Below are 21333 nucleotides of genomic sequence, written 5' to 3' on the forward strand. Positions count from 1 at the left end.
CCCGCCGCTGTCACTACCTGCGGCGTTGTCGCACGATCGAGGGGCGGTCGCCGTGAGACCGCCCCCGCACGACCGAAGTCCCGCTACACTCCCGCCACCCGGCGAAAGACCAGCTCAGACAGCGAAATCCTGCTGGAGTATTAGAGCCTCGCGGTCGACCCGCCATCCGCCCGCCTCACCGTCAACCAGTACCAAGAACTGCGCCATGGCAGGTGTCTATCACCCGGCTCCGACGCTCGGCCCGGCATTGTCAGACTGAGGTTGGAAAAGGCTCCGTGTCTAAAGCGGTCGGCTCTCAGCTGGGAGACAGCGGGCATTCGCTCACGGCAGACGACATTCAATTGCAAAGGACTGGAACCTCGGGCGAAGTCATGTCAACGTACAACGTCCCGGAAGACGCCAGATCAGAGGAGAGGGGGATCGATGGGTAAGGCTAAGGACTGTCCGAAATGCCAGCCATGCGAGACTCTCGTTCTTACGCTATCCGCTCTGCTCGCTTTACGGCCTCGGGGGACTGAACGCCTGGTCCGGGAAAATGTCGAGTGACTACAGAGCGGCCTCTGGCGGACTCTGTTTGTGCATCTGTGCGGCCGACCTATTCGACGCACCCTGGGGTCGCGAATAGGAGTGTGGCCCGGGTAACGGGTATTTCTGGATGCCTCGCGGCGCGCAATCTTGACCGCCTCGCAGATGGATTCATGACCGAAGCTGCCCCGAGCTCCTGCCGATCTCAACCGACGCGGCGCGCGCAACACAGCCGACGATCACCGGTTAGCCAAACCGGCGATGGTCAGGACTATTCAGGTGTTCGCCTCCGACTGCGCTTGGCGGTGGAGTCGTAGCGGACATGGGTCTCCTTGGCCCACTTTGCTTCGTTCCCTTCACAGGAAGTGCGCCATGTCTACACGACCACAGCTCGTCCCCCTGGCCGTGCCCGAACCCACGAGCGCTGTACGGACCTGCTTCCTCAGCGTCAAGGACGCTGCCGCGTACCTCGGCATTTCACCGCACACGCTCTATGTCTGGCGGCACAGACGGCAGGGGCCGCCGAGCTTCCGCTTGGGCCCCCGTGGCCGGGTCATGTATCGGCGGACAGCTCTCGACGCCTGGGTCGATGAGCAGGAAAGCGCAGACTCCCGCTCCAACCCTGCTCTGAGTCCGCTGAGTACACCTCTGCAGCGACGTAACCCCGGTGCTTGATGCCTCGAAGGTTGTCGCGAGCTGTTTCGCACCCTCCTGAAAGGAGGCAAAGTTGGCCGGCTATATCGAGGATCGTTGGCTCAAGAAGGAGAAGGATCCGGTCACCGGGAGAAGGGAGAAGACCGCTCGCTACGGTAAGGGTAAGCGGTACAAGGTCGCCGGCGTGCCTGGGGTACGAGACCGATCCTTTGACGTGCTGGAGGACGCCAAGGCGTGGCTTCGCCGCGCCGCTACGGACGAGGAGCGAGGTGAGTTCGTAGACCCGCGTGACGGATCCAACACCTGGCCGACTACATCGCGACGCACTGGGCACCGGGGCGAGGTGGTGCTCCGAAAACCCAGGACGGTCAGGAGCGTAGAACGCGTCTTCATATCGTTCCGCACCTGGGTCAGCTTCCGCTCAGGAGTATCGCCGCAACGGATCTGCGGGCGTTCATAACCAAGCTGGAGTCGACGGTCTTGTCGGTCGACTACCAGCGCGGCATCCTGTCCGAGCTTTCCTCCATTCTGGAAGCGGCCGTCGACGACAAGCGCCTCGTGCGCAACCCTATGCACGCGAAATCTGTGCGGTGGCCCAAGTCGCCGCGGGAGCGGCGCGACGCGTGGTCGATGGCTACGGCACTGCGGGTCCGCGATGCCATCAACGAGCGGAACAGGATCGCTGTCGTGGTTGGCCTGGGGTGCGGGCTCCGCCAGGGCGAGGTGTTCGGGCTGAGTCCGGAGGACGTCGACTATGTACGCGGCATGCTTCACGTCCGGCGCCAAGTACAGGCGATTCACGGAAGGCTGTACTCCGCCCTGCCGAAGGGGAAGAAGATCCGCACGGTGGATCTGCCCCCCTCGGTAGCCGAGGAACTCAAGCGTCACATCGATACGTTCCCGCCGGTAGAGGTGGAGCTGCCGTGGGGGAAACCGGAGGGGGAGAGGAAGAAGTTCTCCCTGCTGCTCACCACGCGCTTCGGCAACGCCGTCGCGGTGAACACATGGAACACCTACACCTGGAAGCCCGCCTTGGCCAAGGCGGGCGTCATCCCGCCACGTGCCGAGGGGGCGAAAGCCTGGCAGTGGGCAGCGGCCCCGAAGGACGGTTTCCACGTGCTTCGGCACACCTACGCCTCGATCATGTTGGAAGCCGGAGAGTCCGTCGTGACCCTGGCTCGGTGGCTCGGACACTCCTCACCGGCGATCACCCTCGGTTACTATGCTCACTTCATGCCGGAAGCTGGCAGCAAGGGGCGCGGCACGATCGACGGTCTGCTGGGGAGCGGGGTGACCGGCTCGTCAGCCGAAACTCCCCAGATTCTCCCCAGCGCCGTTGACCGGTGATTCCTACCTCTACGCCCCCGGGGAGGTCTTTCGTGGATTGTAAGGCTGAAGAGATTGGTGGCCTGGGAAAGTGTTGGAAGAAGTCGTAGCGACTCGCTATGTCACGCCTTTGCGTGAGGGTGGATCGCTCCCCGGGATCGTCGAGGCCGACGACCTCGGCACGTATGTCATGAAATTCACCGGCGCCGGACAGGGACGCAAGACGCTGGTCGCGGAGGTCATCTGCGGGCAGCTCGGCCGCAGGCTCGGGCTGCGGGTCCCCGACCTCGTACAGATCCAGCTCGACCCGGTCATCGGGCTCGCCGAGCCCGACCAGGAGGTGCAGGAGCTCCTGAAGGCCAGCGGCGGGCTCAATCTGGGGATGGACTTCCTGCCCGGCTCGATCGGTTTCGACTCGCTCGCCTACCAGGTGGACCCGGGGGAAGCCGGACGGGTCGTCTGGTTCGACGCGCTGATCAACAACGTCGACCGGTCCTGGCGCAATCCGAACATGCTGATCTGGCACGGCGACCTGTGGCTCATCGACCACGGCGCCACCATGATCTGGCACCACAACTGGCCCGGCGTCCAGGCCTCCGCCGCCAAGCCCTACAACGCCTCCGACCACGCGCTCGCCCCGTTCGCACCCGACATCGCGGCTGCTGCGGCCGAGCTCGCCCCGCTGGTGACCGAGGAGCTGCTCACCGAGGTCGCGGCCGATGTCCCCGACGAGTGGCTGGTGGACGAGCCGGGCTTCGACAGCACCGACGAGCTGCGCCGCGCCTACGTGGACGCGCTGCTGCCGCGTGCCGCGACCATCCACGAGCGGATCACGATGGAGGGCCCCACCGGGCCCAAGCCGTCCCAGGCCCCCGGCTGGCTCACCGAACACCTCACCCCCTGGCCGCATCCCACCAAGAAGAACGACAAGGACGGCCAGCGGTGAGCGAGCGCGATGTCTTCGAGTACGCGCTGCTGCGCGTCGTCCCGCGGGTGCAGCGCGGCGAGTTCTTCAATGCGGGCGTGGTGGTCTACTGCCGCGCACGGGGTTTCGTGGCCGCCCGCACCCATCTCGACGAGACCAAACTGCGGGCCTTGGACCCGACCGCCGACGTGATCGGTGTACGGGCCGCCCTGCATGCCGTCGAGGGCGTGTGCCGCGGCGGTACGGACGCGGGCCAGGCGGCCCGTGACGACGCCGGGCGCCGCTTCCGCTGGCTGATCGCCCCGCGCTCCACGGTCGTCCAGCCGAGCCCCGTGCACAGCGGTCTCACCACCGACCCGGAGGCCGAGGTCGAGCGGCTGCTGGACCTGCTGGTGCGCTGATCCGCCGCCCCGCGGCGCCGCCCGCGACCACTGCGCGAACGGCGCCGCCGGGTGTGACATGCGCCCCGGCGGCCGTGGGCCGTTGACACCGGGTGCCAGGGCTTCTAGCGTCTCGTCTGCTGAAGGTACTAAGCGGTTGCTCAGCTATCGGGGAGGTTCCGTGCACACGAGGTCCCGTGCCGGGGGTGCCCCGACGTCCGCTGAGCGGCGATCCAAGGGCGAGGAGAACCAAGCATGTCCACCACCGAGCAGCGTGTCGCCGTCGTGACCGGAGCGGCGCGGGGCATTGGCGCCGCCACCGCGGTACGCCTGGCGGCCGAGGGCCGCGCCGTCGCCGTACTCGACCTCGACGAGGCGGCCTGCAAGGACACCGTCGAGAAGATCACCGCCGCCGGGGGCACCGCCCTCGCGGTCGGCTGCGACGTGTCGGACAGCGCCCAGGTGGAAGCCGCGGTCGCGCGGGTCGCCGCCGAACTCGGCGCCCCGACGATCCTCGTCAACAACGCGGGCGTGCTCCGCGACAACCTGCTCTTCAAGATGAGCGAGTCCGACTGGGACACCGTGATGAACGTGCACCTCAAGGGCGCGTTCCTGATGGCCAAGGCCGTCCAGAAGCACATGGTGGACGCGAAGTTCGGCCGAATCGTCTCGCTCTCCTCCTCCTCGGCGCTCGGCAACCGCGGCCAGGCCAACTACTCCGCGGTCAAGGCCGGTCTCCAGGGCTTCACCAAGACCCTCGCCAAGGAGCTCGGCAAGTTCGGCATCACGGCCAACGCCGTGGCCCCCGGCTTCATCGTCACCGAGATGACCGCGCAGACGGCGGCCCGGGTCGGCATGGGCTTCGAGGAGTTCCAGGCCGCGGCCGCCACCCAGATCCCGGTGCAGCGCGTCGGCCGCCCCGAGGACATCGCCAACGCCATCGCCTTCTTCACGGGCGACGAGGCCGGCTTCGTCTCCGGCCAGGTCATGTACGTCGCCGGCGGACCGCTCAACTGACCCGAAGGGCTGCGGACATCATGACTGTGCAGGACAGCGGGAAGGTCGCGCTCGTCACGGGTGCGAGCCGGGGCATCGGCTACGGCATCGCCGAGGCGCTGGTGGCCCGCGGCGACCGGGTGTGCATCACCGGGCGCGGCGAGGACGCGCTTCAGGAGGCCGTGGAGCGGCTGGGCGCCGACCGGGTGATCGGTGTGGCGGGCAAGGCCCACGACGAGGCGCACCGGGCGGTGGCCGTCGAGCGCACCATGGAGGCGTTCGGCCGGGTCGACTTCCTGGTCAACAACGCCGGGACGAATCCGGTCTTCGGGCCGATCGCGGAGCTCGACCTCAACGTCGCCCGCAAGGTCTTCGAGATGAATGTGATCTCGGCGCTCGGCTTCGCGCAGCAGACCTGGAAGGCCTGGCAGAAGGAGCATGGCGGGGCGATCGTCAACATCGCCTCGGTCGCCGCGATCTCCGCCTCGCCCTTTATCGGCGCGTACGGCATGAGCAAGGCCGCCATGGTCAATTTGACCCTTCAGCTGGCGCACGAGTTCGCGCCGGTCGTCCGGGTCAACGCGATCGCTCCCGCGGTCGTGAAGACGAAGTTCGCCCAGACGCTGTACGAAAGCCGCGAGGCGGAGGCCGCCGCGGCATATCCGCTCGGCCGGCTGGGAGTTCCCGAGGACATCGGTGGCGCTGCCGCGTTCCTCACGTCGAGTCAGGCGGACTGGATCACGGGACAGACCCTGGTGGTCGACGGCGGAATCTTCCTGAATGCGGGCGTGGGCTGAGACAGCCTGAGCGGATTTGGCCCTGATTGACTCAAGTGCCCTGTCGGGCCTGCGGATTGACCCGACGGGGCACTGCGGTATGGTCTGCCGACCCATGGCTGATCGAGGAGCGTTCACGTGTTCTACCGGGCCAGTCTGCAGGCCGCTGCAGCCGTTGCTTCCCTTTCTCTGCTGGCAGGCTGCGGACTTCTTTCCGACAGCGGCTCGAAAGTCGAGCAGAAGATAGTCGTCGGTACGACCAGCGAACCCTCCACCCTCGATCCGGCGGCGGCGTGGGACAACTCCTGGGAGCTGATGCGGAATGTCTTCCAGACCCTGGTGAGTTTCCCTTCCGGCAGTACGAGCCCCGAGCCCGACGCCGCGGAATGGTGCAAGTTCACTGACACCACCAGCACCTCCTACCGGTGCAAGATCCGCGAGGGCCTGAAATTCTCCAATGGGGACAAGCTCGACGCCGAGGCAGTGAAGTACTCCATCGACCGGATCTCGGAGATCAAGTTCAAGGGCGGCCCCGTCGGCATGCTCGGCTCGCTCGACCGCGTCGAGACGAAGGGGGACGACATCGTCGTCTTCCACCTCACCAAGCCGGACGCCACGTTCCCCTTCATTCTCGCCACGCCCGCGATGTCGCTGGTGGCGCCCAGCGCCTATTCCAGGCACAAGATCCGCAGCGACGGAAAGATCACCGGATCCGGTCCGTATCTCCTTGATTCGTACAAGCCGGGTAACCGGGCCGAACTGGTGAAGAACCCGGACTACAAGGGCTTCGCCAACCGCAAGAACGACGCCGTGACCATCCGGTACTTCAAGGAATCGGCCCCCGTGGTCGCGGCGCTGCGGAAGAAGCAGATCGACGCGATCTACCGCGGCCTCACCGCCGAGGAGGTCGTCAGCCTGGAGGGCTCCCAGGACAAGGACAGCAACCTGCAGATCGTCGAGACGGTCGGCGCGGACATTCGCTTCCTGGTCTTCAACCCCAAGGACCCGGCGGCGGGGAACGTGGCCGTACGGCGGGCCATCGCCCAGCTCGTCGACCGCGACGCCCTGGTGGCCAAGGTCTACCAGGGCACGGCCGAACCGCTGTATTCCATGGTCCCCAAGGGCATCGCCGGACACACCACCAGCTTCTTCGACGCGTACGGCGACCCGGACCAGGGCAAGGCGAAGCAGATCCTGGCCAAGGCGGGCATCACCAAGCCGGTCGAGCTGACGTTCTGGTTCGCCACCGACCGGTACGGCTCCTCCACCGCCCCCGAGTTCGACGAGCTGAAGCGGCAGCTGGAGAGCTCCGGGCTGTTCGAGATCACACTGAAGAGCAGGCCCTGGAAGACGTTCCAGGAAGGCTTCACCAAGGGGGAGTACCCCGTCTTCGGCCGCGGCTGGTTCCCGGACTTCCCGGACCCGGACAACTTCATCGCCCCGTTCCTCGGCAAGGAAAGCGTCACGGGGATGCCGTACATGAAGAACGAGATCACCAAGGAGCTGCTGCCGCAGACCCGCAAGGAGAGCGACCGGGGCGCGGTCAGCAAGCAGTTCGAACGCGCCCAGCAGATCCTGGTCGACGACGTGCGGCTGCTGCCGCTGTGGCAAGGCAAGCTGTACGTCGCGTCGGGCGAGGACATCGGTGGTGGCGAGCGCGCCCTGGACCCGCAGACGGTCATGCAGATGTGGGAGCTGTACCGCAAGGCCAGCTGGTAGGCCCGAAGGCCGGCTGACAGGCCCGCCCCGGCGGGGTTGGCGGGGCGCGTTGTCAGTGGTCCCCGGTAGGTTCTCGGATGAAAAGCTGATTGCTTACCGGAGGTTGTTGAAGTGACCGACACCGACCTGCTGCCCGAGTCCTGGCGCGGCGTCCTCGGCGAAGAGCTGCAGAAGCCGTACTTCAAGGAGCTCACCGAGTTCGTCGAGGAGGAGCGGGCCAAGGGGCCGGTCTATCCGCCGCGCGACCAGGTGTTCGCCGCCCTGGACGCCACGCCCTACGACAAGGTGAAGGTCCTCGTCCTCGGCCAGGACCCGTACCACGGGGAGGGGCAGGGGCACGGGCTGTGCTTCTCCGTGCGGCCGGGCGTGAAGACGCCGCCGTCGCTGCGGAACATCTACAAGGAGATGAAGGAGGAGCTCGGCCTCCCGGTCCCGGACAACGGATATCTGATGCCATGGGCCGAGCAGGGCGTACTCCTGCTCAACGCCGTGCTGACGGTGCGCGCGGGCGAGGCCAACTCGCACAAGGGCAAGGGCTGGGAGAAGTTCACCGACGCCGTGATCCGCGCGGTCGCCTCGCGGCCCGACCCGGCGGTCTTCGTGCTCTGGGGCAACTACGCCCAGAAGAAGCTTCCGCTGATCGACGAGGAGCGCCATGTGGTGGTGAAGGGGGCGCACCCCTCGCCGTTGTCGGCCAAGAAGTTCTTCGGCTCCAGCCCGTTCAGGCAGATCAACGCGGCGGTGGCCGCGCAGGGGCACGAGGCCATCGACTGGCGCATCCCCGACCTGGGCTGACAGGCGGTCGTGGCCCCGGCCGGCGGCGGGCGTCCGGCGGCCGGCCGGGGACGTCTGCCCGAGCCTCAGCGGGATTGACCGCACCTGCGACTAGCGTCGCACGGGAACGGGCGGACGAATGCGCAGGGAGGTTGCGGTGACGGAGCAGCGGGAGGCGTCCAGGGACGCCGTCATGACCAGGATCGGCCAGGCGATCATGCTGCTGCACGGCGGCGATCGGGAAGAGGCCCGCAATCGTTTCGGCGAGCTCTGGTCGGAGATCGGCGAGGACGGTGACGCCCTGCACCGGTGCACCCTCGCCCACTACCTGGCCGACACCCAGGACGATCCCGGCGATGAACTGGCCTGGGACCTGCGGGCGTTGACCGCGGCCGACGGGCTGACCGACGAGCGGGCGGCGCAGCACCCCGATGCGCCGGCGGCGCGTGCCTTCTATCCGTCGCTGCACCTCAATCTCGCGGCGGACTATGTGAAGCTCCGGCGACCCGATGCGGCGCGGTTCCATCTGGACCGGGCCCACGCCACTTCCGGTGTACTCGCGGACGACGGGGCGGACGACGGGTACGGGGGAGGGGTGCGCGCGGCGATCGCGCGGCTGGAGCTTCGGCTGCGCGAGCTGTGAGGGTGGCCCGTCCGTGGTGGACGGGCCACTGCTCGGTTCGTCCGTTCGGGGCTCAGCGGCCGTAGGTGTCGTCGCAGATCCGGGACTGCGGGCTGCCCGCGGGCCAGTGCCCGTAGCCCCGTCCCAGCGCGCAGACGTCCGTACCGGCGACCGGGGCCGGCGGGGCCGGAACGGGCGCGGTCACGGCGGGCGGGGCACGGTGCGGCCTGGGCCGTGCGGCATTCGGGTACCGCGGCTGCCGCTGCTGCCGCGGGGCGCGGGGCACGGGGCGGCGGGTCTCCGGCGGCGGCGCGCCCTTCGAAGGGCGGCCCGCCGAGGCGGACGGCTCGGGGGCCGGTACGGCCTCCAGGGAGTCGTGGACGGGCGGCAGCACGATCTGCGGGGTCAGGTCCCGGGCGGGCCCACTGGCCCGGGGCCGCGGCGGAACGTCCGGGCGGGGCTGTACGGACACGCAGCCGGACAGCGTCGTGACGGCCACGCCGACCAGGAGGCTCACGGTGATTCTGGTTCGTTGCACCTGATCACTCTGCGGTGCGGACATGGCCCCGGTGGGCCGGGCGGCCGGGATTGGCCCGCACGGGTGACGGCGGTCAGCGCGGCGTCGCCCACCGCGGTCCCAGCATCCCGCTCAGCAGTTCCGCGAAGCCGGTGCGCAGCTCCTCCTCGCTCGGGACGGAGCGGTTGTACGACCCCGCGGCGCACGAGAACATCAGCCCCTCGCACCAGGCCACCAGGGACAGGGTGTGCCGTTCGGGCTCGGCCGATCCGGCGGCCGTCATCAGCGCCATCAGCGGTTCGCGGAACTGTCGGCCCGTCGCGTCGAAGAACTCCCGCAGTTCCGGGCGCCGGGTCGCCTCCAGCGCGAGCTCGTAGCGGCAGACGAGCAGTTCGAGGTGGCGGGTGAGATAGCGGTGCAGCGCCAGCGCGAGACCGGCGACCAGCGCCTCCGCCCCGGCGGCCGGACCGGTCTCCGGGCCGCCGCTCGAACCGTGTCGCGCGCCGGTGACCGGGGTGATACCCGGGACCGGGAGTTCACCGGGGGCGAGCACCCGTGCCTCACGCTCGGCCAGCCGTCGCACCGCCACCTCCAGCAGGGACTGCCGGGTGCGCGCGTAGTTGGACGTCGAGCCCTGGGGGAGACCGGCGCGCTCGTCCACCGCGCGGTGGGTCAGCCCGCGCATCCCGCGTTCGGCGAGGAGCGCGAGGGCGGCGTCGGCGATGAGATCGGCCCGGGAGGTACCGGCGGTGCGTGTGGCCATGGGGCCAACCTACCTTTCCCACTACATCCGTAGTACGGTGAACGTGTCACTACGGATGTAGTTCCGGGTTCCGGGCTCCGTGGTTTCGACGAGTTGCGTGGTTTCGATGCTTCGTGGAGGAGTCATGGACAAGCCCCATGCCGTCGTCATCGGCAGTGGAATCGGCGGCCTCACCGCGGCGGTGGCCCTGCACGGCCGCGGCTGGCGGGTCACCGTTCTGGAGCGCGCGCCCTCCCTGGAGCCCGTCGGGGCCGGTATCGCCCTCGCCCCCAACTCCCAGCGCGCCCTGGACGTCATCGGCATGGGCGACGAGATCAGGGCCCTCGCCGCCTGGCAGGGCGAGGGCGGCATGCGTGTCCCCGGTGGCCGCTGGCTCTCCCGTACGGACAGCGCCGCCGCGGCCCGGCGGTTCGGCGGCCCGATCGTCCTGCTGCACCGGGCCGGCCTCGTCGACCGCCTCGTGGCCCGGCTGCCCGAGGACACCGTCCGCACCGGTACCGCCGCGGAACTGCTGGACCCGGGGACGGCGGACGGTGCGCCCGCCGTGGTCGGCACGGCGGCCGGGAACATCGAGGCCGACCTCGTCATCGGCGCCGACGGCATCAACTCGGCCGTACGGAGCGCACTCTTCCCGGACCACCCCGGCCCCTCGTACGCCGGATTCACCACCTGGCGCATCGTCGTTCCCGCGCGCGAGCGGCCCTTCGCCCCGCACGAGACCTGGGGGCGCGGCGCTCTCTGGGGCACCCAGCCGCTCAAGGACGGCCGGATCTACGCCTACGGGGCCGCCGTGGCCCCCGCCGGGGCCCACGCCGCCGACGGCGAGAAGGCGGAGCTGCTGCGCCGGTTCGGCGGCTGGCACGACCCGATCCCGTCCGTCATCGCCGCCGCCGATCCCGGCCAGGTGCTCCGCAACGACGTCCACCAGCTGCTCGATCCCCTGCCGTCCTTCCACCGGGGCCGTACCGTCCTCGTCGGCGACTGCGCGCATGCGATGGCACCGAGCCTCGGCCAGGGCGGCAACCAGGCCATCGAGGACGCGATCGTGCTGGTCCACCATCTGACGCCGGGCGGTGACCTCGCCGCCGGGGCGGCGGCGTACACCGCCGAGCGGTTGCCCCGCACATCCGCCATCGTCCGCAAGGCGGAACGGACTGCCCGTCTGATGCGCCTGACCAGCGCCCCCGCCGTCGCGATGCGTGACGCGCTGGTATCCGCCGTCTCGCGCCTCGGGCCCAACCTGGTCCTGCGCACCTTCGACGGGATAGCCGACTGGCAGCCGCCGCAGCACACGTATGCTGCCCCTCGCGAGGCGAACACCGCACCGGTGGACGGCGAACAGTGAGAGGAAGACCCCTGTGAAGGTCGGCTGCATCGGGCTCGGCGACATCGCGCGGAAGGCATATCTGCCGGTTCTGACCGCCCTGCCCGGGGTCGAACTGCATCTGCAGACCCGAACCCCCGCCACTCTGGCCGCGGTTGCCGAGGCGCACCGGATCCCGGCCGCGCAGTGCCACACCGACCTCGAATCGCTGATCGCCCAGGGGCTGGACGCCGCGTTCGTCCACGCCCCGACGACCGTGCATCCGGAGATCGTGGCCCGGCTGCTGGAGGCGGGCGTCGCCACCTACGTCGACAAGCCACTGGCCTACGAACTCGCTGATTCCCAGCGCCTGGTGAGTCTCGCCGAGGAGCGCGGAGCGAGTCTCGCCGTCGGTTTCAACCGCAGGGTCGCACCCGGCTACGCGCAGTGCGCCGAGCACCCGCGCGAGCTGATCCTCATGCAGAAGAACCGGGTGGGCATGCCGGAGGACCCGCGCACCATGGTGCTCGACGACTTCATCCATGTCGTCGACACCCTGCGCTTCCTGGCGCCGGGACCGGTCGAGCACACCGTCGTGCAGGCCAGGATCCGCGAGGGCCTGATGCACCATGTCGTGCTGCAGCTGTCCGGTGACGGATTCACCGCCATCGGCACCATGAACAGGCTCAGCGGCTCGACCGAGGAACGGCTGGAGGTCTCCGGCCAGGACTCCAAGCGCGAGGTCGTCAACCTCGCCGAGGTGATCGACCACAAGGGGCAGCCGAGCGTACGGCGGCGCGGCGACTGGGTGCCGGTGGCCCGCCAGCGCGGCATCGAGCAGAGCGTGCTGTCGTTCCTGGACGCCGTACGCGCCGGAAAGGTGCTGAATGCCGAGGACGCCCTGCGCACACACGAACTGTGCGAACGCATCCTGCGCGACCTGGACTGCGCCTAGCCAGGGCGTGTTTCAGAAGTGGCGTCGTCCGCCCCGCGAGACAGACGGGACTTCTGAGACAACGCCCTGAGGGCTGTCCCGGCGCAGCCGCCGGGAGCGGTGGCCGGTGAGCCCCCGGATGCGTCGGGTCCCGCTCCGATGCAGGCTGGGGTGATGGGCCACCGGCCCGTGGAGGTGACCTCGTGAGATCTCACGACGAGCCAAAGGGCTGGGGGGCGCTCCAGCCGCCGCCGGGCTACTACTCGGCCGATGGGCGGCCGCCCGACGAGACGCAGCGCGGCCTGATCCTCGACTGGGCGGTCAATCAGCGGATCGCGAGCGGCTGGCGGGTGGAATCGCGCTCCGGGACACAGGTCGTCATGGTCCGGGGAAACCCGCTGAACCATGTGCTGCACGCCATCCTGATGGTGTTCACCTGCTTCCTCTGGGGCGCCGTGTGGCTGGTGCTGGCCGTGACCAACAGGGTCGAGCGGGTCTCGCTCACCGTCGACGCCCAGGGCCACATCGTCTCGGTGAACGGCCCCGGATAGGCCCGGCCGGGCCCGGGGGGGGGGGGGGGGGGGGGGGGGGAGGGGGGAGGGGGGGGGGGGGGGGGGGGGGGGGGGGGAGACGTCCCGCGCCCCCCGACGCCCTGCGCACACACGAACTGTGCGAACGCATCCTGCGCGACCTGGACTGCGCCTGGCCGGGGCGTGGTTCAGAGGTGGCGGCGTCCGCCCCGCCCGGCACCCCGTGACGCCTCATGAGCGACCGGACCCCTTCGGAGGCGCAGAACAGGGCCAGCACCGCCGCGGCCCCCTGGAGCGGCCAGTCGCCCAGCCGCACATAGAGCGTGGTGCCCGTGGCCAGCGGTACGTCGAACACGGCGGCGCCGCTCGTGTCCGTACCGAGCGGAGCACCGACGCGCGCGCCCTGCGGGCCGTACACCGCACTCACGCCGGTGAGCGTGGCATGCACCATCGGGCGGCCGTTCTCGGCGGCCCGCAGCGCCCCGAGCGAGGCATGCTGCCAGGGTGCCCAGCTGTGCTGGAACGAGGAGGTGGACGACTGGGCGATCAGCAGCTGCGCACCGTCCCGGGTGAGCCGACGGCTCATGTCGGGGAACGCGGACTCGAAGCAGATCAGCGGCCCGATCCGCAGACCGTGCCCGCCCTCGGCCCCGGGCAGCGACATCGTCACCTGCCGGGTGCCCCGCAACCGGTCCTCGCCCGCCGCCCGGCCCACGGAAGCGGCCCAGCCGAGCACCGACCGGGCCGGGACGTACTCGCCGAACGGCACCAGCCGCATCTTGTCGTAGCGGTCCCCGGTCAGCCCGGCCGGACCCACCAGCACCGCCGACTTGAAGATCCCCGTCCGGCCCGATCGGTCGGTCTGCCGGGCGTCCACATTGACCAGTACGTCGGCGCCCACCCGGCGCGAGAGGGCGGCGATCCGGGCGGTGATGTCCGGGTGCCGCGCGAGATCCACACCCACACTGCTCTCGCCCCACACCACCAGATCGAGATCGCGCCCGGCCAGCGAGCCGGTCAGCCGTTCACTGCGGGCGAGCCGGCGCTCGACGCCGTGGGCCCCCGTGAACACACCCGGCTGCACGACGGCGATCCTGGCCACCCCCGACTCCTCGGGCCGCGGTGCCCACTTCGCCATCGACCCCACGGCCAGGGCGCACATCACGATGCTCACCGCGGCCACCCCCCGGGCGGCCGGGGACACGAACAGCAGGGCGACAGCGGTATTCACCGCCACCAACACGAAACTCACCAGCCACACCCCGCCCACGGACGCCACACGGAGCGCGGGAGCCACCTGCCACTGGCTCGCGCCGAGCAGCCCCCAGGGGCCGCCGAGCGCCTCCCAGGAGCGGGCCAGTTCGATCATCAGCCACCCGGAGGGCACCACGACGACCGCGAGGACGACGGCCGCCGCGGACACCGGCCCGCCCAGCATCCGGAAGACCAGCAGCCCCCACGGAGCCCACAGCAGACCGAGCAGGGCCGCCAGGACCACGATGAAGACATGGAGGCTCGGCATCAGCCAGTGATGCACCGCGAGCATGTAGCCGGTGCCGCCGAGCCAGCCGTCCAGCGCCGCCCGGCGACCCGTGCCGGCGGACCGGATGAGGAGCAGCCACGGAACCAGGCCGACACCGGCGAGCCACCACAGCGAAGGCGCGGGGAACGCGAGTGCGGGCAGCGCCCCCGCGAGCAGTGCGAGACAGCTGCGCCACCGGCCGGACCGCAGCACCCGCTCCCACTGCCCGCTCCGACCGGCCGGAAATCGCATGCCGCGCCTCCTCGTCCTGCCTGATCAGCAGTCTCCCCCCTGCTTGTCCGTTCCGCAGTTCTTCCCCGGTGCGGGGGAGCGGAAGCACCGGAGGGCCGGGATCAGCCCGCGGGGAAGAGGCTGCCTGCGCTGCGCCACTTCTCGTGGACGGTCACGGTCCGGATCCGCCAGCCGCCGTCCGTACGCGACAGCGTGAACGCGTACCGCCCGCCGGAGACGAAGTTCGGCGCGGTGTCCCGTTCCTCCGCATCGCCCGCACCGGCCGCGGTGCTCTCCAGCCGCATCGGGTTGAGGTAGTCGGCGCCCACCTCGGCGCGGTCGCCCGGGTAGCCGCCCAGGTCCTGGAGGTCGAGCCGGCGGTTGACGATCAGATGCTGGCGTACGGGGAAGAGCCGCATCGTCCCCGCCAGCCACTGGGCGACCTCGTGCGCCGGCCCTTCGACGCCACCGGCGCCGCGGTAGTCGGCTCGGCCGTCCGCGGTGAACAGGGCCCGGTAGTCGGCCCATTCGCCGTCGTCCACCGCCGTCGCGTAGCCGGTGATCACTGCATCGATGGACAGCCGGTCCATCACGGTCGCGAGATCCACGCGCTGCGTCATCGGGTCAGTGTCTGCCCGCCGGCGTGCGAGGCCAAGAGGCGTGCACGCACGGCGGGGCGGCGCCGATGTCAGCAGGGCACCACGGCGACCGGGCCGAGCGCGTGCGTGAGCGTGGTCTGTGCGACGGGGGAGAGCCCGAGCCCGAGGGACTCGCCGCCCCGGCGCCGCCCGATCACGGTCAGGGCCGCGGTCGCCGATGCCGTGACCAGGGTGCGTGAGGCGGAGCCGCCGACCGGTTCCCTGACGACTTCGACCTGCGGGTACTTCTCCCGCCAGCCGGCGGTGAGTTCCGCGAGGGTCCGTGCGGCCGAGTTCGCCGCCGCGTCCCGGTCGAAGACGGGGCCGCCCGAGAGCATCGAGGAGAACATCGTCCAGCCGTGCACGATCCGCAGTCGCGCACCGGGCCGGGACGCCGCGGTTCCGAAGGCGAACTCGAGAACCGCTTCGCTGCTCTCGTCGGCAGCCACTCCCGCGACGATGTCGGGATGTGTTTCCGCCGTCTCCGCCGCGTCCTCGTCCGACGGCCCGCTGTGGACCACGACGACGGGGCATTCGGCCATCGACGCGGTCGCCAGGCTGTTGGAGCCGAGTAGCAGGGACCGGAAGCCGCCCAGACCGCGTGAGCCGACGACCACCAGCGAGGCCTCACGGCTGAGCGAGGTGAGCGCCGCCGAAGGGAAGTCCAGCGGTGTCAGCTTCGAGGTGTGCAGCTCCGGAGCGATCTCGGACACCCTTCGTACGGACCGGTCGAGCAGCTCTTCCGCCTCGCGCCGCTGCGTGTCCTGTCCGACGCGCCGGTCGGGCGTGCGGGCGTGCACGATCGTCAGCCCGAGGCCCCGCCGTGCGGCTTCGTGGGCGGCCCAGTCGAGTGCCTCGCGGCTGTGCGACGAGCCGTCGACTGCGGCGATCACGGGACGGTCGGTGCTGGTCATGATGTTCCCTCCAGGTTCCGGCGGTGCATGTCCCAGGCTGGTACGCACGGACATCGTGCGGCAGGGACTTTCGACCCTATCTGCCCGGAACATCCGGGACCTGTGGCCGCCCGTGTACGCGGGAGCGGCGGCTCGGCTTCGCGAACGACGCGGAGACGGTCCCGGGAATCGGGGCGGACCCGGCGGCGCCGGTGCGCTCCGTGACGTCCCGGCCACTGCGATTGTCAGTGCCGGGTGCGATCCTGCCCCCATGGACGAGCTGATGCGGCAGCGGCGCGTGTACGGCGCCGACCATGACGATCCCGACCCCGGGCCCCGGCCGGGGCACGCCTACCGGGAGTTGGTGGGCGGCCCGCTCGACGGCCTGCTTCTCGACGTGACCGGCTGGACGGACCGGGCGCTGCGCGAGGGAGCGGCGCTGAACACCGAGATCGGGCGGTTCGGACCGGGCGGCAGGGCGGAGTACGGGCCGCGGGACGGCGACCCCGACCGCTGGGACTGGCGGGGCGACATACCCTGACCCGCCGGAGGCAGGTCGCATCCTGGGACGTACGGGTGCGGCCGGGCATCGTCGACGGCCCGGTGCACCGGTACCCGAGGAATGCGGCTGCCCGTCAGGACTAATCGCCCGAATCACTCAATACTGGACGCATGGCAGAGAAGACGTCCCGATCGCACGGCCCGCCGACCCTGACCGTCAAGGGCCGGAACGTACGCCTCCGCACCATCGGGGCCCTGGTGCTGGCGGGGCTCGCGATCTGGTTCATCGCCGCGAACACCGGGTCGGTCGGCATCCGGCTGTGGATTCCCACCGTCACCCTGCCGCTCTGGGCGGTCCTGGCCGTGACCCTGGTCGCCGGGCTGGTCCTGGGCGGATACCTGTTCCGCCGCCGCGCGAGGCGCTGACCCGGCGCCCGGGTGCCGCGCGTGCGAGGGACCGCGCCCCGGTGTCGTACGTGCGGATCTAGCCCGCCGACTCACCCGCGTGCGGGCTCAGCACACCGGCGGCCACCAGCGCGAACAGCAGCACGCCGAGCAGCACGCGGTAGATGACGAACGGCATGAAGCTCTTGGTGGTGATGAACTTCATGAACCAGGCGATGACCGCGTACCCCACGCCGAACGCGATGACGGTCGCGAAGATCGTCGGCCCCCACGACACATGTCCCTCGCCCGCGTCCTTCAGCTCGAAGACACCCGAGGCGAGCACCGCCGGGACCGCGAGCAGGAAGGAGTACCGGGCCGCGGCCTCGCGGGTGTACCCCATCAGCAGACCACCGCTGATGGTGGCCCCGGAGCGGGAGACGCCCGGGACCAGGGCCATCGCCTGGCAGAAACCGAAGATCAGGCCGTCCTTCACCCCGAGTTCCTTGAGCGTCTTGCGCTCCTTGGCGGCCCGGTGCTTCCCGCCCACCTCGTCGCGGGCGGCGAGACGGTCGGCGATGCCCAGGACGATGCCCATCACGATCAGCGTGGTGGCGATCAGCCGCAGATCCCGGAACGGGCCCTCGATCTGGTCCTTGAAGGTCACACCGAGCACGCCGATGGGGATGGAGCCCACGATGACCAGCCAGCCCATCTGGGCGTCGTGGTCGCTGCGCATCGACCGGTCGGTCAGCGAACGGAACCAGGCCGAGACGATCCGGACGATGTCCTTGCGGAAGTAGATGAGGACTGCCGCCTCCGTACCGATCTGGGTGATGGCGGTGAACGCCGCACCCGGGTCGTGCCAGCCGGCGAACGCTGCGGTGAGCCGCAGATGCGCGCTGGAGGAGATCGGCAGGAACTCGGTCAGTCCCTGTACGAGGCCCAGGACGAACGATTCGAACCAGCTCATGGGGCTTTGGCCATCCCGGAGGTGATCGTGCATCGGCCGACGGCATGGAGGGCCGTCGGCAGCGTGCGCATTGCGGTCAATTGAGGGCAGGGCCGTGACGGGCCCGGAGATCTTCGGTCGGTCGCGGGCAGGGTACCGCCCTCAGATGAACAGCGTTACGCGTACCCCCGGGCCGCCCACCGCCCCGGTGCGGGTCGCCGTGCGCACCGGTTCACTCGGCGGTCAGACGGTGGCGCTTGCGCCAGGCGACGACGGCCGCGCCCAGCCCCGTCAGCACGATGAAGCCCATCGCGGCCAGGAACGCCGGAGACGTCGGTGACGAGGCCTCGCTGCCCGCGACGACATACGCCGCGGTGTTCGGGATCGAGCCGAGCCCGGTGGCCACCAGGAACGGCGGATACCCCATGCGCGACACCGCCGCGCAGTAGTTGGCCGCCGCGAACGGCACGCCCGGGAACAGCCGCAGCGCCAGCATCGAGCGGAATCCGTGCCTGCTCAACTGACCGTCCGCGGCCTTGAGCCACCGCCCGCGCAGCAGCGTACGCAGCGCGTCCTGTCCCAGCACCCTGCCCAGTCCGAACGAGATGCCCGCGCCGAGCACCGTCCCCGCCAGAGCGGCGGCCAGTCCCGCCTGCGTACCGAAGAGCGCGCCGGCGGCGAGATTGAGCAGCGGCCGGGGAGCGAAGGCCACGGTGCACACGCCGTACGCGACACCGAACAGGATCACCGCGACGGCGCCACCGCTGAGCCGGTCGGGCCAGCCGGTGGCGAGCAGCCGCTGGGGTTCGAGGAGGAGCATCGTCGCCGCGGCGCCCAGCAGCACGGCCACGAGCAGCGAGAACCGGGACCAGGGCGAGAGCAGCGCCCTCGTGCAGCGCACGGCGAGGCCGGTGGCGGGCCGGGCGGCGGGGACGGGGTCGAGCATGCGGGGAGAGTAACCGACGCCGGTGTCCGATCGCCGTAATGTGCGTGGCGGGAGCGGGGCGGCCGATGCCGCGCCCCTCGCCCGCCCGGCGTCCGGCTCGGGCCGAACTCCCCTGCCGCGACTGCGGTGTACGCCCGAAAACCATTCGACGCCGCCCGGCCCGTCCGACATGATCGGACTCATGTTCCGGTACGCCTTCCTCGCAGCGCCGTCCGCAGTCGCGGACGCGCCGAAGGCTGCCGTGAGCCCCGTCACCGCGGCAACTTCCGCAGCGGTGTCCACCGCTGCCGCAGCGCTCATCGGCGGCGCCCGAAGCTGACCCTCCCCCGACAGTCCGGCGGACCCCGCAAGGGGAGGGTCGGCGGGGCCCCGGGGTCTTCTCTCTCAGCTTCGAACACCAAGGAATGAACCATGCCCAAGACGGCATACGTGCGCACCAAGCCGCACCTCAACATCGGCACCATGGGCCACGTCGACCACGGGAAGACCACCCTGACCGCCGCCATCACCAAGGTCCTCAGCGACCGCGGGACCGGCACGTTCGTCCCGTTCGACCGGATCGACCGGGCGCCGGAGGAGACGCAGCGCGGCATCACCATCAACATCGCGCACGTCGAGTACGAGACCGACACCCGTCACTACGCGCATGTCGACATGCCGGGCCACGCCGACTACATCAAGAACATGGTCACCGGCGCCGCCCAGCTCGACGGGGCGATCCTGGTCGTCTCCGCGCTCGACGGGATCATGCCGCAGACCGCCGAACACGTGCTGCTCGCCCGCCAGGTGGGTGTCGACCACATCGTCGTCGCGCTCAACAAGGCGGACGCCGTCGACGACGGCGAGGACACGGTGCTGACCGACCTGGTCGAGCTGGAGGTCCGCGAGCTGCTCTCCGCGCACGGCTACGGCGGTGACTCCGCTCCCGTCGTGCGGGTGTCGGGCCTCAAGGCACTGGAGGGCGACCCGCGCTGGACCTCGGCCGTCGAGGCGCTGCTGGACGCCGTCGACACCTACGTACCGATGCCGGTCCGCTACATCGACGCGCCGTTCCTGCTGTCGGTGGAGAACGTCCTGACCATCACCGGCCGGGGCACCGTCGTCACCGGGGCCGTCGAGCGCGGCACCGTCCGTACCGGCGACCGGGTTTCGGTGCTCGGACCGGACCCGGACATCGAGACCGTCGTCACCGGTCTGGAGACCTTCGGGAAGCCGATGGAGTCCGCGGAGGCCGGCGACAACGTGGCCCTGCTGCTGCGCGGCGTGGAGCGCGACCGGGTCCGCCGCGGCCATGTGGTCGCGGCGCCGGGCAGCGTCACGCCGAGCCGTCGCTTCACCGCGCAGGTGTACATCCTGTCGGCGAAGGAGGGCGGCCGGACCACCCCGGTCACCACCGGCTACCGGCCGCAGTTCTACATCCGCACCGCGGACGTCGTCGGCGACGTCGACCTCGGTGCGGTGGCGGTGGCTCGTCCGGGCGACACGGTCGACCTGACCGTCGAGCTGGGACGTGACGTCCCGCTGGAGAGCGGACTCGGCTTCGCGATCCGCGAGGGCGGCCGCACGGTCGGCGCCGGCACCGTCACCGGCCTGCTCTGAACCGCGGCGCTCCAAGGGCCCGCCCCCCGCACCCGCGGGAGGCGGGCCCGGCGTCGTGCGCAAGACTGACGGCATGACAGACACAGCACTGGTACTGGGTTCCGGCGGCGTCACCGGCAGCGCCTGGGAGACCGGAATCCTGCACGGGCTCGCGGAGGCGGGCCTGGACCTCTCCGCGGCGGATCTGATCATCGGCAGCTCGGCGGGGGCGGTGGTCGGCGCACAGCTGGCCTCCGGACTGCTCGGCCTTCCCGAACTCTACGAACTCCAGCTCGCCGACCCGCAGGGCATGACGGGCGGCAAGCTCGGCACACTCACCCTGCTGCGCTACGCGGCGGCCGTACTGTCCGCCCGGACCCCCGAGGCGTACGGCCGGAAACTGGGCAGGATCGCGCAGGACGCCCGGCTCGGCATCACCGCGGAGGAACGGCGCGCGGCCGTCGCGAGCCGCCTCCTGTCGCCCGAGTGGCCGGGACGCCCCCTGCTCATCACCGCCGTCGACGCCACGACCGGCGAACTCCACACGTTCGACAAGGACGGCGGGGTGTCCCTCGTCGACGCCGTCACCGCGAGTTCCGCGGTCCCCGGCGTATGGCCCGTCGCCCGCATCGACGGGCGGCCCTGGATCGACGGCGGGGTGCACTCCACGGCCAACGCCCAGCTCGCCGCCGGTTACGGACGTGTCGTCGTCGTCGCTCCGTCGGCCGGCGGCAACAAGGCCATCGCCTCGCCGGGTTCGCAGGCGGCCGTGCTCGCCGCGAACGGTGCCCGCGTCGAGGTCATCGCCCCGGACGCGGCGGCGAAGAAGGCATTCGGCCGCAACCCCCTCGACCCGAGCTGCCGGGCCGCGGCCGCCCGCGCCGGGCTCGCCCAGTCGGCGTCGCACACCGAAGCCGTGGCCGCGGTCCTGAGCAGCTGATCCG

At 70.4% G+C, this 21333-nt stretch carries 23 protein-coding genes; 16 read left to right on the top strand and 7 right to left on the bottom strand.

Features of this window, described 5'->3' with window-relative positions; translation table 11 throughout:
• Nucleotides 1–897: 897 nt before the first annotated feature.
• The 9 genes from ACFV8T_RS23210 to ACFV8T_RS23250 all read left to right on the top strand — a co-directional run bounded on the left by ACFV8T_RS23210 (nucleotide 898) and on the right by ACFV8T_RS23250 (nucleotide 8718).
• Nucleotides 898–1200 (top strand): helix-turn-helix transcriptional regulator, encoded by a 303-nt coding sequence (locus tag ACFV8T_RS23210; RefSeq protein WP_385330484.1) that lies wholly within the window; start codon nucleotides 898–900, stop codon nucleotides 1198–1200.
• A gap of 459 nt (nucleotides 1201–1659) precedes the next feature.
• On the top strand, nucleotides 1660–2526 hold the full coding sequence (locus tag ACFV8T_RS23215; protein WP_385330487.1) for a tyrosine-type recombinase/integrase: 867 nt from the start codon (nucleotides 1660–1662) through the stop codon (nucleotides 2524–2526).
• Nucleotides 2527–2596: 70 nt separating this feature from the next.
• Nucleotides 2597–3451, top strand: coding sequence for a HipA family kinase (locus ACFV8T_RS23220; protein WP_385330489.1), 855 nt, complete (start codon nucleotides 2597–2599; stop codon nucleotides 3449–3451).
• Nucleotides 3448–3831: a DUF3037 domain-containing protein gene (locus tag ACFV8T_RS23225; protein ID WP_385330491.1), complete on the top strand. Its 384-nt coding sequence runs from the start codon at nucleotides 3448–3450 to the stop codon at nucleotides 3829–3831. Before ACFV8T_RS23220 ends, ACFV8T_RS23225 begins: the two co-directional genes overlap by 4 nt.
• A gap of 234 nt (nucleotides 3832–4065) precedes the next feature.
• Complete coding sequence (gene fabG / locus ACFV8T_RS23230) at nucleotides 4066–4827, top strand: 3-oxoacyl-ACP reductase FabG (RefSeq protein WP_356481807.1); 762 nt, start codon at nucleotides 4066–4068, stop codon at nucleotides 4825–4827.
• Between the two features lie 20 nt (nucleotides 4828–4847).
• Nucleotides 4848–5603 carry an SDR family oxidoreductase gene (locus tag ACFV8T_RS23235; protein WP_385330494.1) on the top strand — a complete coding sequence of 252 codons (756 nt, stop codon included), beginning with the start codon at nucleotides 4848–4850 and terminating at the stop codon, nucleotides 5601–5603.
• Between the two features lie 117 nt (nucleotides 5604–5720).
• Nucleotides 5721–7301 carry an ABC transporter substrate-binding protein gene (locus ACFV8T_RS23240; RefSeq protein ID WP_385330497.1) on the top strand — a complete coding sequence of 527 codons (1581 nt, stop codon included), beginning with the start codon at nucleotides 5721–5723 and terminating at the stop codon, nucleotides 7299–7301.
• Between the two features lie 111 nt (nucleotides 7302–7412).
• A complete protein-coding gene (locus tag ACFV8T_RS23245) occupies nucleotides 7413–8096 on the top strand; it encodes a uracil-DNA glycosylase (RefSeq protein WP_072489654.1) in 684 nt (227 codons plus the stop codon).
• A 136-nt stretch (nucleotides 8097–8232) separates the two neighbouring features.
• Nucleotides 8233–8718 carry a hypothetical protein gene (locus ACFV8T_RS23250; protein WP_385330501.1) on the top strand — a complete coding sequence of 162 codons (486 nt, stop codon included), beginning with the start codon at nucleotides 8233–8235 and terminating at the stop codon, nucleotides 8716–8718.
• 52 nt (nucleotides 8719–8770) lie between these two features.
• Here the strand turns inward: ACFV8T_RS23250 and ACFV8T_RS23255 are convergent, their stop codons facing one another.
• Entirely contained in the window at nucleotides 8771–9235 is a 465-nt protein-coding gene (locus ACFV8T_RS23255) for a hypothetical protein (protein ID WP_385330504.1), read from the bottom strand.
• Nucleotides 9236–9308: 73 nt separating this feature from the next.
• Nucleotides 9309–9977 carry a TetR/AcrR family transcriptional regulator gene (locus tag ACFV8T_RS23260; RefSeq protein ID WP_385330506.1) on the bottom strand — a complete coding sequence of 223 codons (669 nt, stop codon included), beginning with the start codon at nucleotides 9975–9977 and terminating at the stop codon, nucleotides 9309–9311.
• Nucleotides 9978–10101: 124 nt separating this feature from the next.
• Between ACFV8T_RS23260 and ACFV8T_RS23265 the strand changes: the two genes are divergently transcribed.
• The 3 genes from ACFV8T_RS23265 (at nucleotide 10102) to ACFV8T_RS23275 (ending at nucleotide 12765) form a co-directional block, all read left to right on the top strand.
• A complete protein-coding gene (locus ACFV8T_RS23265) occupies nucleotides 10102–11322 on the top strand; it encodes an FAD-dependent monooxygenase (protein ID WP_385330509.1) in 1221 nt (406 codons plus the stop codon).
• 13 nt (nucleotides 11323–11335) lie between these two features.
• The gene (locus tag ACFV8T_RS23270; protein WP_385330511.1) at nucleotides 11336–12235 is read left to right on the top strand and encodes a Gfo/Idh/MocA family protein; all 900 of its coding nucleotides are present in this window, start codon (nucleotides 11336–11338) and stop codon (nucleotides 12233–12235) included.
• A gap of 182 nt (nucleotides 12236–12417) precedes the next feature.
• The gene (locus tag ACFV8T_RS23275; protein ID WP_385330514.1) at nucleotides 12418–12765 is read left to right on the top strand and encodes a hypothetical protein; all 348 of its coding nucleotides are present in this window, start codon (nucleotides 12418–12420) and stop codon (nucleotides 12763–12765) included.
• Here ACFV8T_RS23275 and lnt read toward each other — a convergent pair.
• The 3 genes from lnt to ACFV8T_RS23290 form a co-directional block, all read right to left on the bottom strand.
• Nucleotides 12716–14518, bottom strand: coding sequence for an apolipoprotein N-acyltransferase (lnt, locus tag ACFV8T_RS23280; RefSeq protein WP_385330516.1), 1803 nt, complete (start codon nucleotides 14516–14518; stop codon nucleotides 12716–12718). The genes ACFV8T_RS23275 and lnt overlap by 50 nt on opposite strands.
• Nucleotides 14519–14619: 101 nt before the next feature.
• A complete protein-coding gene (locus ACFV8T_RS23285; RefSeq protein ID WP_385330519.1) occupies nucleotides 14620–15117 on the bottom strand; it encodes a nuclear transport factor 2 family protein in 498 nt (165 codons plus the stop codon).
• Between the two features lie 68 nt (nucleotides 15118–15185).
• Entirely contained in the window at nucleotides 15186–16049 is an 864-nt protein-coding gene (locus ACFV8T_RS23290; protein ID WP_385330521.1) for a universal stress protein, read from the bottom strand.
• 250 nt (nucleotides 16050–16299) lie between these two features.
• On the opposite strand from ACFV8T_RS23290, the gene ACFV8T_RS23295 reads away from it, so the two are divergent.
• Complete coding sequence (locus ACFV8T_RS23295; RefSeq protein WP_266422552.1) at nucleotides 16300–16569, top strand: hypothetical protein; 270 nt, start codon at nucleotides 16300–16302, stop codon at nucleotides 16567–16569.
• A gap of 131 nt (nucleotides 16570–16700) precedes the next feature.
• Nucleotides 16701–16955, top strand: a complete 255-nt coding sequence (locus ACFV8T_RS23300) for a DUF1049 domain-containing protein (RefSeq protein ID WP_385330525.1) — start codon at nucleotides 16701–16703, stop codon at nucleotides 16953–16955.
• A 58-nt stretch (nucleotides 16956–17013) separates the two neighbouring features.
• On the opposite strand, the gene ACFV8T_RS23305 is transcribed toward ACFV8T_RS23300, so the two are convergent.
• A complete protein-coding gene (locus tag ACFV8T_RS23305; RefSeq protein ID WP_385330527.1) occupies nucleotides 17014–17886 on the bottom strand; it encodes an undecaprenyl-diphosphate phosphatase in 873 nt (290 codons plus the stop codon).
• Nucleotides 17887–18097: 211 nt separating this feature from the next.
• Nucleotides 18098–18811, bottom strand: coding sequence for a TVP38/TMEM64 family protein (locus ACFV8T_RS23310; RefSeq protein WP_385330530.1), 714 nt, complete (start codon nucleotides 18809–18811; stop codon nucleotides 18098–18100).
• A gap of 411 nt (nucleotides 18812–19222) precedes the next feature.
• On the opposite strand from ACFV8T_RS23310, the gene tuf reads away from it, so the two are divergent.
• On the top strand, nucleotides 19223–20410 hold the full coding sequence (gene tuf / locus ACFV8T_RS23315; protein WP_385330533.1) for an elongation factor Tu: 1188 nt from the start codon (nucleotides 19223–19225) through the stop codon (nucleotides 20408–20410).
• A 73-nt stretch (nucleotides 20411–20483) separates the two neighbouring features.
• The gene (locus ACFV8T_RS23320) at nucleotides 20484–21329 is read left to right on the top strand and encodes a patatin-like phospholipase family protein (RefSeq protein WP_385330536.1); all 846 of its coding nucleotides are present in this window, start codon (nucleotides 20484–20486) and stop codon (nucleotides 21327–21329) included.
• Nucleotides 21330–21333: the final 4 nt, after the last annotated feature.

It is taken from the genome of Streptomyces sp. NPDC059832, assembly GCF_042731715.1.
Taxonomy (GTDB): Bacteria; Actinomycetota; Actinomycetes; order Streptomycetales; family Streptomycetaceae; genus Streptomyces.

What these genes read in the sequence shown, in the direction of transcription:
- ACFV8T_RS23310 (WP_385330530.1), bottom strand. Translation starts at nt 18,811, where the DNA reads ATGCTCGACCCCGTCCCCGCCGCCCGGCCCGCCACCGGCCTCGCCGTG.
- ACFV8T_RS23300 (WP_385330525.1), top strand. Translation starts at nt 16,701, where the DNA reads ATGGCAGAGAAGACGTCCCGATCGCACGGCCCGCCGACCCTGACCGTC.
- ACFV8T_RS23235 (WP_385330494.1), top strand. Translation starts at nt 4,848, where the DNA reads ATGACTGTGCAGGACAGCGGGAAGGTCGCGCTCGTCACGGGTGCGAGC.
- fabG (WP_356481807.1), top strand. Translation starts at nt 4,066, where the DNA reads ATGTCCACCACCGAGCAGCGTGTCGCCGTCGTGACCGGAGCGGCGCGG.
- ACFV8T_RS23285 (WP_385330519.1), bottom strand. Translation starts at nt 15,117, where the DNA reads ATGACGCAGCGCGTGGATCTCGCGACCGTGATGGACCGGCTGTCCATC.
- ACFV8T_RS23265 (WP_385330509.1), top strand. Translation starts at nt 10,102, where the DNA reads ATGGACAAGCCCCATGCCGTCGTCATCGGCAGTGGAATCGGCGGCCTC.
- ACFV8T_RS23260 (WP_385330506.1), bottom strand. Translation starts at nt 9,977, where the DNA reads ATGGCCACACGCACCGCCGGTACCTCCCGGGCCGATCTCATCGCCGAC.
- lnt (WP_385330516.1), bottom strand. Translation starts at nt 14,518, where the DNA reads ATGCGATTTCCGGCCGGTCGGAGCGGGCAGTGGGAGCGGGTGCTGCGG.
- ACFV8T_RS23295 (WP_266422552.1), top strand. Translation starts at nt 16,300, where the DNA reads ATGGACGAGCTGATGCGGCAGCGGCGCGTGTACGGCGCCGACCATGAC.
- ACFV8T_RS23305 (WP_385330527.1), bottom strand. Translation starts at nt 17,886, where the DNA reads ATGAGCTGGTTCGAATCGTTCGTCCTGGGCCTCGTACAGGGACTGACC.
- tuf (WP_385330533.1), top strand. Translation starts at nt 19,223, where the DNA reads ATGCCCAAGACGGCATACGTGCGCACCAAGCCGCACCTCAACATCGGC.
- ACFV8T_RS23320 (WP_385330536.1), top strand. Translation starts at nt 20,484, where the DNA reads ATGACAGACACAGCACTGGTACTGGGTTCCGGCGGCGTCACCGGCAGC.
- ACFV8T_RS23290 (WP_385330521.1), bottom strand. Translation starts at nt 16,049, where the DNA reads ATGACCAGCACCGACCGTCCCGTGATCGCCGCAGTCGACGGCTCGTCG.
- ACFV8T_RS23210 (WP_385330484.1), top strand. Translation starts at nt 898, where the DNA reads ATGTCTACACGACCACAGCTCGTCCCCCTGGCCGTGCCCGAACCCACG.